This is a genomic window from Pseudoxanthomonas sp. USHLN014 (assembly GCF_037153335.1).
Classification (GTDB): Bacteria; Pseudomonadota; Gammaproteobacteria; order Xanthomonadales; family Xanthomonadaceae; genus Pseudoxanthomonas_A; species Pseudoxanthomonas_A winnipegensis.
Genome location: NZ_JBBCKO010000004.1, coordinates 275184 through 288257, shown reverse-complemented (window position 1 = coordinate 288257; position 13074 = coordinate 275184). Strand labels below are relative to the sequence as shown.

The window sequence follows — 13074 nt, the reverse complement described above, 5'->3', positions numbered from 1 at the left end:
GCCATGACGTGTTCGATGCGCCACGCCTGGGTGCGGGTCGCCGTGCTGTGTGCCGCCCTCGGTCTGGGCGCCTGCGCGTCCACGCCGACCCGGGTGACGTTGCTGCCGGATCACGACGGAAAGGTCGGCGCACTGGTGGTGTCCACCGCACAGGGCCAGCAGCGCATCGAGCAGGCCTACGCCACGGTCAGCGTCGGCGATGCCAAGGCCCGGCCGGGCGCGCCGCGCGGCCAGGACCAGGCGGCGTTCGAGCAGGCCCATCGCGCGCTGCTGGACGCCCAGCCCACGCCGCCGCGCAGCTTCGTGCTGAACTTCAGGTTCGACAGCATGGAGCTGACGCCGGAATCGAAGAAGCAGCTGCCCGGCGTGCTGGAGGTGGTGCGCGGACGCCTGCCGACCGAGGTCACGGTGTTCGGCTATGCCGACTCGGCCGGCTCGGCCAAGTACAACATGGACCTGTCCGAGCAGCGCGCCCGCGCCGTGGCCAGGCTGCTCAAGCAGATCGATCCGGACCTGCCGGTGGAAGTGCGCTGGTTCGGCGACAAGGTGCCGCTGGTGCCGACCCGGCCGGGGGTGCCGGAACAGCGCAACCGGCGCGCCGAGATCTTCGTGCTCTAGACGCGCGCCGACCATGCAGCTCGCGCCCGCCCTGACCGAATCCTCGCCCCGTCGGCGGCTGGGGGCCCTGCTGCTGGCCATGCTGGTGGCGGTGCTCGTGGTCGCCAGCAGCCTGTGGAAGGACGCGCCGGCGGCGCGGCTGGACCGCGCGCTGCTGGACGGGCTGCTGGTCCATGCCGCCTCCGGTGTGCAGGCGCCGGACACGGTGGTGGTGGACATCGACGAGGTCAGCCTGGCGGCGGTGGGACAGTGGCCGTGGCCGCGCTATCGCCTGGCCACCCTGATCGAGCGCGTCGCGGCCGAGCACCCGTCGGCGATCGCGCTGGACATCCTGCTGCCCGAGCCCGATCGCACCTCGCTGACCGACATCCAGCAGACCTTCAAGCGCGACTTCGACCTGGACGTGTCCTTCGCCGGCGTCCCGGCCGGGCTGCTGGACAACGATGGCTACCTGGCCCAGGTGATGGCGCGGCACGCGGTGATCGGCGCGCGCTATTTCTACTTCGACCATGCCACCGAGGGCGCCGGGCCGGTGCGGCCCGGGGTGGGCTTCGAGGGGCGCCTGGACCGGCTGCAGCTGCCGCAGGCGCCTGGCGTGCTGGACAACGTGGCGCCGATCGCTGCGCGCACGCGCACGGCGGGCTTCGTCAACATCCGCGCCGACGACGATGGCCAGCTGCGGCGCGCGCCGCTGCTGATCGCCCATCGCGGCGTGGTGCACGCCAGCCTGGCGCTGGCCGCGACCATGCAGGCGCTGGGCGTGCGCAGCGGCCAGATCGAACAGGATCGCGACGGCCTGTCGCTGCGCCTGGGCACGCACCGCGTGCCGATCGATGCGGCCGGCCAGGCCAGGCTGCGCTTCAACGGCGGGCCGGCCCAATACACCAGCATTCCGGCGGTGGACGTGCTGGCCGGACATGCGCGCGGCCAGGACCTGCGCGGCCGGATCGTGTTCATCGGCTCCTCCGCCGTCGGGCTCAACGATCTGCATCGCACCGCGCTGGATCGCGACTTCTCCGGCGTCAAGCTGCAGGCGGTGCTGGCGCAGAATTTGATGGACGGCAACGCAGTGCGCGTGCCGAGTTGGGGCACGGGCGCGGCGCTGCTGAGCAGCGTGCTGGGCGCGCTGCTGCTGGCCTGGCTGTTTGCTGCTGGGCGCGGGCTGGCGCTGCTGGCGGCGCTGGCCGCGCTGCTGGCTGCGGGCTTGCTGGCGTTGGCGGCGGCGGTGTTCGCGCGCACCGGGGTGTACCTGCCGACCGGCGCGGCGCTGCTGACCCTGGGCCTGCTGCTGGCGCTGTGTTGCGGCGCGCGTCTGGTGACCCAGCATCGCCGCGCGCAGCGCTGGCGCCGGCAGCTGGAGAACGCCCGCCAGGTCACGATCGAGTCGATGGCCGCGGTGGCCGAGACGCGCGACCCGGAGACCGGCGCGCACATCAAGCGCACCCAGCACTACGTGCGCGCCGTGGCCCGGCACCTGCAGCGCAGCGGCCACTACACCGACATCCTGACGCGGGAGTACATCGACCTGCTGTTCCTGTCCGCGCCGCTGCACGACATCGGCAAGGTCGGTGTGCCCGACCACATCCTGCTCAAGCCCGGCGCGCTGACGCCGGAGGAGCTGGTGATCATGCGCCGCCACGCCGAATACGGCCGCCAGATCATCCTGAGCACGTCCGGGCGGATCGAGGGCGACAACTTCCTGCAGATCGCCGGCGACATCGCCGCCACCCACCACGAGAAATGGGACGGCAGCGGCTATCCGGCCGGGCTGAAGGGCCAGGAGATCCCGCTGTCGGGCCGGATCATGGCCGTGGCCGACATCTACGACGCGCTGATCAGCCGGCGCTGCTACAAGGATCCGTTCCCGCACGAGCGCGCCAAGGCCATGATGCTCGAGCTGCGCGGTACGACCTTCGACCCGGTGGTGCTGGACGCGTTCTTTGAGATCGAGACCGAGGTGCTGCAGATCGCCGCGCGCTATCGCGACGAGGACGATGCGTCGGACGGGGACTGGGACGACACGCTGGCCGGGCTGGATGGCCGCACCCGGCCTCAGGCCACGTAAGCTGCGCAGGTACCGGCGCACATCGCCGGCCGGCTTCCTTCCACCCTGGACCTGCGAGAAACGCGCATGAACGAATTCGAGAACGTCACCGCACCGCCGCCGCCCCCGCCGGGCACGCCCTCGGCCGAGGACCGGCAGTGGGCGCTGTTCGCCCATCTCTCGGCGCTGCTCGGCGGCCTGCTGACCTCCGGCTGGCTGGCCAGTCTGGGCTGCGTGATCGGCCCGCTGATCATCTGGCAGATCAAGAAGGACACGCTGCCCTTCGCCGCCGACCAGGCCAAGGAGGCGCTGAACTTCAACATCACCGTGGCCATCATCATGCTGGTGCTGACCCTCATCGGTCTGGTCACGCTGGGCATCGGCTTCATCGTCACCGGCCCGCTGATGCTGCTGGTGGGCATCGCCGCGCTGGTGTTCATCATCATCGCCGCGATCAAGTCCAACAACGGCGAGGCCTATCGGTATCCGTTCGCTTTCCGCTTCATCAAGTAGGCGTGCGCTTGCGGTGAACTAAAAAAGCCCGGCTCTGGCCGGGCTTTTTGCTTCTTGCTGAGTTGGGCGCGCGACGTGCGGGCACGTCTGAACTTCAAAGAGACAGCGGTCCGACGGGTAGTGGCACTTCGTCTGGGTCACGGCATCTGTCCTGCCTTAAACAGCCCCTCCAACGTCTTTCCCGCGAAAGCGGGAATCCAGGGACTTTCGCTCGGAGCACCAAGAGCAGGTTCTTCTCGCGCTTCCATGATCGCGTTGCAGTTGAGCGTTCTTGCCTCGGAGGGGCAGCGGTCCGGCGGGCGGCGTCCGCTCTTCCCTCAATCAGGGCATCCTGCCCTGATTCGGGCGCTCGGCTTCCTGCCTCGCTCGTCGCGGCCACCGCCCACCGGCCCGCTGCCTCGCGCTTCAGGTCACGAGGCTTCGGTCTGCGGGCGTTCAAACCCCTCCTCGCGCACAACGCGACCAGTGAAGGGAAATGATCGACTTGAGGCCCCCTCCCTTGCGCGCAGCGCAGGGGAGGGATGGGGAGGGGTCGGGGCTTTCCCGGGCAAGCCACCGAAGCAAGAGCAAAAGCAAAAGCACCCCACCCCGGCCCTCCCCTTCGCCTACGGCGAAAGGGAGGGGGCAGAGCGCTTGCTCAATGCCTTCGGGTCGGGGCTGGTCGGCGATGTCCGCACGCCTACTCACTCCGCAGTGATCGCATGGACCGCCTGGCTCCGCCTTACGCCGTGATAGCTGGAACGGACCGCTGGTCGGCGACCCAGCGGTCGCTGAATCGGCTGGCGCGACGGTCAACCGGGACCGAGCTGGGGCGTTGTCCTGCTTGACCTTCGCCACGAGCGCGCTGCCGATGACCCGCGAACACGCCGCCAGTGCGGCCAACCGTTTCGGCCTGGGCGCCCGCCCGGGCGAACTGGCCGGCCTCGATGATCCGCAGGGCTGGCTGCTGGCCCAACTGCGCCCGGCGCCCATGCCCGCGGCCCTGGCCGCGCTGCCGGGCAGCATCGATTACCTGCAGCAGGACATCGCCCTGCAGCAGGCCCGGCGTGTGGCCAAGCGCGAGGGCGGCGACGCGCCCAAGGCGCTGGCCAAGGCGCTGCGTCAGGGCCAGCTGCGCGAACTGACGGCGCGCTACCAGGTGGCGGTGGACAGCCAGGCCAGCTTCGTCGAGCGCATGGTGCGCTTCTGGTCCAACCACTTCGCCGTGTCGGTGGACAAGCGCGTGGCCGCGCCCTATGCCGCGCCGATGGAGCGCGAGGCCATCCGCCCGCACGTCACCGGCCAGTTCGGCCAGCTGCTGCTGGCGGTGGAGACGCACCCGGCGATGCTGCGCTTCCTGGACAACGGCAGGTCGGTCGGCGCGGACTCGATGCTGGCCCAGCGGGTGCGCCGGCGCGACCCGGACAAGACGCCCGGCCTCAACGAGAACCTCGCCCGCGAGATCCTCGAGCTGCACACCGTCGGTGCCAACGGCGGTTACACGCAGGCCGATGTGACCGAGTTCGCCAAGGCCATCACCGGCTGGGGCGTGCCGGGCCCGCAGGACTTCCGCCGCGGCGGCGTGGAGGGTGCGTTCGCATTCCGACCCGCGGCACACGCGCCGGGCGCGCGCACGGTGATGGGCAAGCGCTATGCGCAGCCGGGTATGGCCCAGGGCCGCGCGATCTTGGCCGATCTGGCCGTGCATCCGGCCACGGCGCGGCACGTGTCGGGCAAGATCGCCCGGCATCTGATCCGCGACACGCCGCCGCCGACGGTGATCGAGGCGATGTGCCAGGCCTGGGCCCGGACCGACGGCGATCTGGCGGCCGTGTACACCGCGCTGGTCCGCCACCCGGCGGCCTGGGATGCGCAGGCGCGCAAGTTCAAGACGCCCGACGACTACCTGGTCTCGGCGCTGCGCGCCGGCGGTGCGCTGGACGATCGCCGGCCGCAGGCGCTGGCCACGCTGCTCGGTCGCATGGGGCAGCCGCCCTTCACCCCGCGCTCGCCGGCCGGCTTCGAGGACGACGCGGCGCAGTGGAGCGGCCCGGATGCCCTGTGGAAGCGCGTGCAGAGCGCGCAGGCGCTGGCCGAGGCCGTCCCCGAGGAACGGCTCGATCCGCTGCGCACCGCGCAGACCGTGTTCGCCGACACGCTCGATGCCGACACCGTGACCACGCTCAGGCGCGCCGAGTCGCCACGCGACGGTCTGGCGCTGCTGTTCGCCAGCCCCGCTTTCCAGTGGCGGGCCTAGTCCTGATCTCGCCCTTCGGCGTGTATGTCTGAACTGTCTTCCGCGAAAGGTCCGATCGTCATTCCCGCGCAAGCGGGAATCCATGGACGTCGAGGTCGGACCTGTCATCAACCCCAAGCACCACGATCCTGCTGAGAGGCCACGCATGAAACTCACCCGACGCGCCTTCCTTGGCGCCGCTGGCGCGATGACCACGCTGACGCTGTGGCCGTCCATCGGCCTGGCCGCGCAGCGCGCCGATGACACGCGCCTGCTGGTGGTGCTGCTGCGCGGCGGGCTGGACGGCCTGCATGTCCTGGTGCCCAGCGACGACCCCAGCTATCGCAGCCTGCGCGGCGACATGGCGCCGGGCGATACGCTGAAGCTGGACGGCCAGTTCGGGCTGCATCCTTCGCTGGTCTTCGCGCACCAGCTCTACGGGCAGCGGCAGCTGCTGCCGGTAGTGGCGATCGCACCGCCTTACCAGCAGCGCTCGCACTTCGAGGCGCAGGACTGCCTGGAGAACGGCAGCGCCCGACCGAGCGGCGCCAACACCGGCTGGCTCAACCGCTGCGCCGGCGCGATGGCCGGCACCGAGGCGCTTTCGATCACCAGCGTGATGCCGCTGATCATGCGCGGCCCCGGCGATGCGTCCACTTGGTCGCCGCCGCTGCCCGAGGAGGTCAATCCCATCCTGCTGCAGCGGCTGCAGGATTTGTACGCGCGCGATCCCGCGCTGGCCGACAGTTTCCAGCGCGCGTGGGCGACCCAGGGCGCAGGCGAAGGCGGCGGTGAAGGCGCCGGCAAGGGACGCATGGCGGCGGCCACTGCCGCGGCGGCGCGCTTCATGTCCCAGCCCGCCGGGCCGCGCATCGGCTTCGTCGAGGATTCCGGCTGGGACACCCACGCCGCCGAGGCGGCGATCCTGAAGAACAAGCTGTCCGAACTGGACAACGGATTGCGCGCCTTCCACGACGGCGCCCCGGACATCTGGGCCAGGACCGTCGTGGTGGTGGTGACCGAATTCGGCCGCACCGCCAAGGTCAACGGTACAGGCGGCACCGACCATGGCACGGGCGGCCTGGCCCTGCTGGCCGGCGGCGCGGTGCGCGGCGGCCGCATCGCCGGCGACTGGCCCGGCCTGTCCCAGCGCGCCCTCAACGAAGGCCGCGACCTGCGCGTCACCACCGACATGCGCGCCCTGTTCAAGGCGGTGCTGGCCGGTCACCTGCGCGTGGACCAGGGCAAGCTGGAGACCGTGGTGTTTCCCGGCAGCGGCAGTGTGCGCGGGATGGAGGGATTGCTGGCCTGACGCCACCCGCCTGGCCCGCGTGGAGACGGACGGTAGCGTGTCCTCAAGGAGGCCGGCTTAAAGACTCAATGCCCGCGCCGCACCGTCAGCTCGCCCAGCGCGGCCAGTGCATCGGCGCGTTCGGCGAAGGGGGCGAGCAGGTCGCGCATCTGCGCGGCCAGGTCGTCCAGCCTGACCTTGGCGCCGTCCATGCCGAGCAGAGCGGGATAGGTGGACTTGTCCTGGGCGGCGTCCTTGCCTGCGGTCTTGCCGAGGGTCTCGGAGCTGGCTTCGACGTCGAGGATGTCGTCGCGCACCTGGAAGGCCAGGCCGAGCGCGTCGGCGAAGCGGTCCAGGCGCTGCAGCGTGGCCGCGTCCGCGCCGCCGGCCAGCGCGCCCAGCCGCACGCTGGCGCGGATCAGGGCGCCGGTCTTGAGCGCGTGCATGCGCTGCAGCGCGGCCAGCGATTGCTGCTGGCCGGTGGCGTCGATGTCCAGCGCCTGGCCGCCGCACATGCCGGCCACGCCGCTGGCCTGGGCCAGGGTCTGCAGCCAGGCCACGCGCAGCGAGGGTTCGGCGTGCGCGTCGGCGAGCACTTCGAAGGCGCGTGTCTGCAGCGCGTCGCCGGCCAGGATCGCGGTGGCTTCGTCGAAGGCGACGTGGACGGTCGGGCGGCCGCGGCGCATCGCGTCGTCGTCCATCGCCGGCAGGTCGTCGTGCACCAGGGAATAGGCGTGGATCAGTTCCACCGCTGCGGCGGGCGCATCGAGCGTGGCTTCATCGGCGCCGGTCAGCGTGCCGGCCGCGTACACCAGCAGCGGGCGCATGCGCTTGCCGCCGCCGAGCACGGCGTGACGCATCGCCGCGTGCAGGCGCTGCGGGGCGAGATCGGGCGCGGGCAGCGCGGCCTCCAGCGCCGCTTCGACGCGCTGTGCCCAGCGCGCGAACGCAGTCTCACTGCCCATCGGGCAGCGGCGCGAAGGGCTCGGCGGTCTCGGGGCGGTCCGGGTCGGTGAGCAGGCGCACGCGCAGCTCGGCCTGCTCCAGCGCGGTGCGGCAGCTGCGATACAGGCCGACGCCGCGTTCGTAGGCGGCCAGGGACTCTTCCAGGCTCAGGTCGCCCTGTTCCATGCGCGCGACCAGCTGCTCCAGCTCGTCCAGCGATTGCTCGAAATGCGCCACGGGCGAGGCGTCGGCGGTGGGTTTGTTAGCCATGGGCAAAGTGTGGGGGCCATGCTGCGAAGGGTCAATCAAACGCGGCCCGGCGGTGTCCAGTGCAATCGGGCGTTTTGGGCCTCAAGCCAGGCCTGGAATGGGCCGGACAGGAGGCGGTCGCCCATCGCCAGTACGCGGCCCTCGGCGTCACGCAGCAGCGGCAGCTGCGCGCGCTGCCACGGCGGAATGCCGGCCGCCTGCAGCGCGTGCTTGAGCGCGTGCGAATGCGTCCGCCCAGGCAACTGGATGCGTTCGCCGCCCTGGCGCGCGCCGACCTGCACCGGGGCCTCGAACGCCGCGCCTTGCAGCCGGAGTTCGCCGCCGCCGGGCAATGCCAGCGGCGCATCGCCGCGCCAGTGCGTGCGCCATGCGCGGGGCAGCGGCGGCGTTGCGCGCCCGGCGTGCAGCAGGTCGCGCCAGCGCTGCAGGCGCGCATCGCCCCAGTCGAAGCGCGCCTGCGCATCGTGCCCGGCATCGAGCAGGCTGCTCTCCAGCTGGACGATGCCCTGCGCAGGCAGCGGTGGCAGGCCCAGCGTGGCGATCCAGCGGCGCACGGCGCGCGCGCGCAGTTCGGGCGACAGCGCCCGCAGCGCGGGGACCGACAGCAGCTGCGCATCGTCGGCGCGCGCGCGGTCCAGCGCGTCCTGGTCCAGCTGCTGCAACAGCGCGTCGGCCTGCGCGCTCAGCGCGGCGCTGCGCGCCAGGGCGGCGTCGGCGTGCGGCCAGCGCTGGCGCAGCAGCGGCAGCACGTGGTGGCGCAGAAAGTTGCGATCCAGCGCGGCATCGGCATTGCTGGGGTCTTCGACCCAGCGCAGGTCGTGGGCCTGGGCGTAGGCCAGGATCGCGCTGTGCGGCAGGTCCAGCCAGGGCCGCCATAGCTGCCCTTCCGCGAACGGGCGCAGCGCCCGCATCGCCGCCAGGCCTTCGGGCCCCGAGGCGCGCAGCGCGCGCAGCAGAAAGGTCTCGGCCTGATCGTCGCGGTGGTGGGCGGCGACCAGCAGGTCGCCGGGTCGCAGGACGCGGGCGAAGGCCGCGTGGCGCGCGCGGCGTGCGGCGGCTTCCAGTCCCTCGCCGGCGCGTTCGACCCCGACGCGTTCGACCCGCAGCGGCACCTGCAGCCGCGCGCACAGCGCCACGCAGTGGGCTTCCCAGGCATCGGCGTCGGCATGCAGGCCGTGATGCACATGGACGGCGCGCACGCGGCCGGGCCAGGTAGCGGCCAGCGCGTGCAGCAGTGCGGTGGAATCCAGCCCGCCGCTCAGCGCCACCCACGGCGCGGCCTCGGGCGTGGGGGCGGGCAGGGCGGCCAGCAGGTCGGTCGGTGAGGCCATCCGGGGATGGTGCCACGCAGGGTGCGTCGCGGCGACGCGCGGACCACGTGCGGTTGCGGTGCAGCGGCTGGCGCATCGAGTGCGGCATGCGCCGGTCCGTCGATCGCGCGCCGTCCGCAGGCAAGCCGCGCGATGCGGGCTACAGCGCGATGCTGCCCGGTCCCGCTTCCTGGTCGGAAGGCAGCGGATCGCGCCGGCGCGGGCGCAGGGCCGGCGGCATCGGCGGGCGGCCGATGCCCTTGTCCAGAAGCCAGGCCTGGCAGGCGCGCTGCCAGTCGCGCATGGCCTCGGGCACGTCGCGGTAGAAGGCGTCCTCCACGATGGGCATGCGCCCGTCGTTGGACTGCGCGGTGCCCAGCAGGCGCGCGCCCTCCAGGTCGTGCATGCGCAGGGTCGGGTCGCCGCCGTGTTCCAGCAGCCAGTACAGCCGATCGAAGCGGCCGCTGCGCGCGTACCAGCTCAGCACGGTGTCGTAGTGGTCGGCGCCGTCCAGGACGGTGTCCTGGTTGGCGCCGGACAGGATCAGGTGCTGCACGTTGGCCCAGCGGCCGTGTTTGAAGGCCACGTAGAGCAGCGGCTGGCCCTCGGTGTTGCGCGTGTTGGGGTCACCGCCGCGCAACAGCAGTTCGGTCAGGTAGTCGGGATCGGACCGTTCGGCCGCCGGCACCAGCGCCGACTCGAACGCCGCGGCGGTGCCGGCCTGGCCGCGCACATTCGGCGAGGCGCCGGCGTCGAGCAGCAGCTTCAGCCCCTTCGGGTTGGCGGTGAGCACCGGCCAGGCCAGCAGCGGACGGCCGCTGCGATCGAAGACGGTGTTCGGGTCGAGGCCCTGTTCGCGGACTAGCCGGTCGATGCGATGCGCGTCCAGGTGGTCCACCGCCCGCGCCAGCGCCAGACCCGGGCCGGTGAAGTACGCATCCGGGTCCAGCACGTGATTGGCGTTCCGCGGCAGGCTCAGGGCGACGTACACGCAGCCGCAGACCGCCAGCAGCATCGGCGGCAGCAGGAGCAGCAGGGTGCGCAGCGGGCCACGGGGCAGGCGGAGACGGCTCACGGGTAGGCGGCTTGGAGAAGGCTTCACGGGCTAAGGTACGTGGAAAGCGCGCCGTGCCGGCCCGCGCCGGTCTCGTCGGCCGAGACGCCGCCCGGCTACAGTGGCGCCCGGTTTTTTCTCCAGGGAACGCTCCATGGCCAAGGCCGCCTCCAAGGCCCGCACCGCCTATGTCTGCGGCGAATGCGGCGCCGAATACAGCAAGTGGCAGGGCCAGTGCACCGAATGCCACGCCTGGAACAGCCTGGGCCAGGTCGTGCTGGAGCCGGCCGCCGGCGCCGCGCCGGCGGCCGCGCGCCGCACCGGCTGGGCCGGCAAGACCGAGGCGCCGAAGATCACCGCGCTCAAGGACGTGCGCAGCAGCGAGGACGTGCGCGTGTCCACCGGTATCGGCGAGTTCGACCGCGTGCTTGGCGGTGGCCTGGTCGAGGGCGCGGTGGTGCTGGTCGGCGGCGATCCGGGCATCGGCAAGTCGACCCTGCTGCTGCAGGCGCTGGCGCGGATGGCCGCCACCCTGCCGGTGCTGTACGTCACCGGCGAGGAATCGCTGGCCCAGGTCGCCGGCCGCGCCGTGCGCCTGGACCTGCCGCTGGACGGCCTGCATGCGCTGGCCGAGACCGGGATCGAATCCATCCTCCAGCACGCCTCGACCGCGCGCCCGAAGCTGATCGTGGCCGACTCGGTGCAGACGCTATGGACCGAATCGCTGACCGCCGCGCCCGGTTCGGTCAGCCAGGTGCGCGAGAGCGCCGCGCGCCTGGTGCGCTATGCCAAGGAGACCGGCACGGCGGTGTTCCTGGTCGGCCACGTCACCAAGGAAGGCGGCATCGCCGGTCCGCGCGTGCTCGAGCACATGGTCGATGCGGTGCTGTACTTCGAGGGCGAATCGGGCAGCCGTTTCCGCGTGCTGCGCGCGTTCAAGAACCGCTTCGGCGCGGTCAACGAGCTGGGCGTGTTCGCCATGGGCGACAAGGGCCTGAAGGAGGTGCCCAACCCGTCGGCGATCTTCCTGTCCGGCGGCAGCACCCGCCAGCCCGGTAGCTGCGTGATGGTCACCCGCGAGGGCACGCGCCCGCTGCTGGTGGAAGTGCAGGCGCTGGTCGATGCCTCGCCGCTGTCCAACCCACGCCGCGTCGCCGTGGGCCTGGAAGGCAACCGCCTGGCGATGCTGCTGGCGGTGCTGCATCGCCATGGCGGGATCGTGGTCGGCGACCAGGACGTCTTCATCAACGTGGTCGGCGGCATTCGCGTGCAGGAGACCGCGGCCGACCTGCCGGCGCTGCTGGCGGTGCTCTCGTCCCTGCGCGACACGCCGCTGGCCGAGAAGACGATCGCCTTCGGCGAGGTCGGCCTGTCCGGCGAGATCCGCCCGGTGCCCAACGGCGAGGACCGCCTGCGCGAGGCCGCCACCCACGGCTTCAAGCGCGCCATCGTGCCCAAGGGCAACGCGCCCAAGTCCAGCGCGATCAAGGGCATGGAAGTCGTCGCCGTCGAACGCCTCGCCGATGCGCTGGAGGCGGCGTTCGGCTGAAGATTCGCCTCGGCTGAGGTTCCCGGACAGGCGAGGCGGCCCGGTGGAAATCCCGCCTTGCGGAAACTTGCCTGGCTGGAGCAACTGTCTCTTCCGGTCCAGTCGCGGTCGCCTTGTAGAGCGGAGCTTGCTCCGCTGCTCCCCGTTCGGTTCGTGGGGAAGGCCCAGCGGAGCAAGCTCCGCTCTACAGGGGCCAAAAAAGCGAAAGGCCGCGGTATCCGCGGCCTTTCGGATGTTGCTTTGGAGCGTGTGGCGATCAGGCCAGGCCGGCCTGCTTCATCACTTCGGCGGCGTAGTCTTCCACCACCTTCTCGATGCCTTCGCCCACGGCCAGACGCTTGAAGCCGACCACTTCGGCGCCGGCGGCCTTGAGGGCCTGCTCGACGGTCTGGTTGGTGTCCAGCACGTAGGGCTGGCCGTACAGGGTCACTTCGCTGACGATCTTGTTGATCTTGCCGCTGATGATCTTTTCCAGGATCTCGGCCGGCTTGGACTTGTCCTTCTCGGACATCTTGGCCAGCTCGATTTCCTTTTCCTTGGCCACGAAGTCGGCCGGCACGTCGCTGGCCTTGTTGTACGGCGGGTTCATCGCGGCCACATGCATGGCCAGGCCACGGGCCAGGTCGGCGTCGCCGCCCTTGACCTCGACCAGCACGCCGATCTTGCCGCCGTGGACGTAGGCGGCCACGTTGTTGGCGCTGTCGACGGCGACCAGGCGACGGATCTGCATGTTCTCGCCCAGCTTGGCGATGGCGGCGGCGCGGGACTCCTCGACGGTCTCGCCGGAAGGCAGCTTGGCCGACTTCAGCGCGTCCACATCGGCGGCGCCGGAGGCCAGGGCGGCCTGGGCGACGGCGTCGGTGAAGGCGACGAAGTTGCTGTCCTTGGCGACGAAGTCGGTCTCGGAGTTGATCTCGACCAGCACGGCCTTGCCGCCGTCCTGCGCCGCGGCGATGCGGCCTTCGGCGGTGACGCGGTCGGCCTTCTTGTCGGCCTTGGCCAGGCCGGACTTGCGCAGCCACTCGGCGGCGGTGTCGATGTTGCCTTCGTTCTCAGTGAGCGCCTTCTTGCACTCCATCATGCCGGCGCCGGTGCGCTCGCGCAGTTCCTTGACCAGGGAAGCGGTGATTTCCACGGTGATGACCTCAGTTGGGAATGGGGTGGACGGCGCAAGCGCCGGTCCTTGAAGCGACAGCGGCGGAGCCTGCGCCCCGCCGCCCTGAGCCGGCGCACAGTGGCGCGCCGGCGTTGCACGGCCGTGACGC

Annotated in this window: 11 protein-coding genes; 6 read left to right on the top strand and 5 right to left on the bottom strand. The window is 71.4% G+C overall.

The window, feature by feature from the left end:
• Window positions 1-3: 3 nt before the first annotated feature.
• The 5 genes from WFQ05_RS10385 (at window position 4) to WFQ05_RS10365 (ending at window position 6702) form a co-directional block, all read left to right on the top strand.
• A complete protein-coding gene (locus tag WFQ05_RS10385; RefSeq protein WP_130522916.1) occupies window positions 4-618 on the top strand; it encodes an OmpA family protein in 615 nt (204 codons plus the stop codon).
• 13 nt (window positions 619-631) lie between these two features.
• A complete protein-coding gene (locus tag WFQ05_RS10380) occupies window positions 632-2683 on the top strand; it encodes a CHASE2 domain-containing protein (RefSeq protein WP_337053738.1) in 2052 nt (683 codons plus the stop codon).
• A gap of 66 nt (window positions 2684-2749) precedes the next feature.
• Window positions 2750-3175 carry a DUF4870 domain-containing protein gene (locus tag WFQ05_RS10375; protein ID WP_130521301.1) on the top strand — a complete coding sequence of 142 codons (426 nt, stop codon included), beginning with the start codon at window positions 2750-2752 and terminating at the stop codon, window positions 3173-3175.
• An 850-nt stretch (window positions 3176-4025) separates the two neighbouring features.
• The gene (locus WFQ05_RS10370; protein ID WP_337053737.1) at window positions 4026-5411 is read left to right on the top strand and encodes a DUF1800 domain-containing protein; all 1386 of its coding nucleotides are present in this window, start codon (window positions 4026-4028) and stop codon (window positions 5409-5411) included.
• A gap of 145 nt (window positions 5412-5556) precedes the next feature.
• Entirely contained in the window at window positions 5557-6702 is a 1146-nt protein-coding gene (locus WFQ05_RS10365; protein ID WP_337053736.1) for a DUF1501 domain-containing protein, read from the top strand.
• Window positions 6703-6767: 65 nt separating this feature from the next.
• Here the strand turns inward: WFQ05_RS10365 and WFQ05_RS10360 are convergent, their stop codons facing one another.
• From WFQ05_RS10360 to WFQ05_RS10345, 4 genes are all read right to left on the bottom strand, one after another.
• Window positions 6768-7646 (bottom strand): farnesyl diphosphate synthase, encoded by an 879-nt coding sequence (locus tag WFQ05_RS10360; RefSeq protein WP_337053735.1) that lies wholly within the window; start codon window positions 7644-7646, stop codon window positions 6768-6770.
• Entirely contained in the window at window positions 7636-7896 is a 261-nt protein-coding gene (locus tag WFQ05_RS10355; protein WP_130521307.1) for an exodeoxyribonuclease VII small subunit, read from the bottom strand. Before WFQ05_RS10355 ends, WFQ05_RS10360 begins: the two co-directional genes overlap by 11 nt.
• A gap of 35 nt (window positions 7897-7931) precedes the next feature.
• A complete protein-coding gene (tilS, locus tag WFQ05_RS10350) occupies window positions 7932-9227 on the bottom strand; it encodes a tRNA lysidine(34) synthetase TilS (protein WP_337053734.1) in 1296 nt (431 codons plus the stop codon).
• 139 nt (window positions 9228-9366) lie between these two features.
• Window positions 9367-10281 carry an ankyrin repeat domain-containing protein gene (locus WFQ05_RS10345; RefSeq protein ID WP_337053733.1) on the bottom strand — a complete coding sequence of 305 codons (915 nt, stop codon included), beginning with the start codon at window positions 10279-10281 and terminating at the stop codon, window positions 9367-9369.
• A 133-nt stretch (window positions 10282-10414) separates the two neighbouring features.
• On the opposite strand from WFQ05_RS10345, the gene radA reads away from it, so the two are divergent.
• Window positions 10415-11809: a DNA repair protein RadA gene (radA, locus tag WFQ05_RS10340; RefSeq protein WP_337053732.1), complete on the top strand. Its 1395-nt coding sequence runs from the start codon at window positions 10415-10417 to the stop codon at window positions 11807-11809.
• 256 nt (window positions 11810-12065) lie between these two features.
• On the opposite strand, the gene tsf is transcribed toward radA, so the two are convergent.
• The gene (tsf, locus tag WFQ05_RS10335) at window positions 12066-12944 is read right to left on the bottom strand and encodes a translation elongation factor Ts (protein WP_130521315.1); all 879 of its coding nucleotides are present in this window, start codon (window positions 12942-12944) and stop codon (window positions 12066-12068) included.
• Window positions 12945-13074 lie beyond the last annotated feature (130 nt).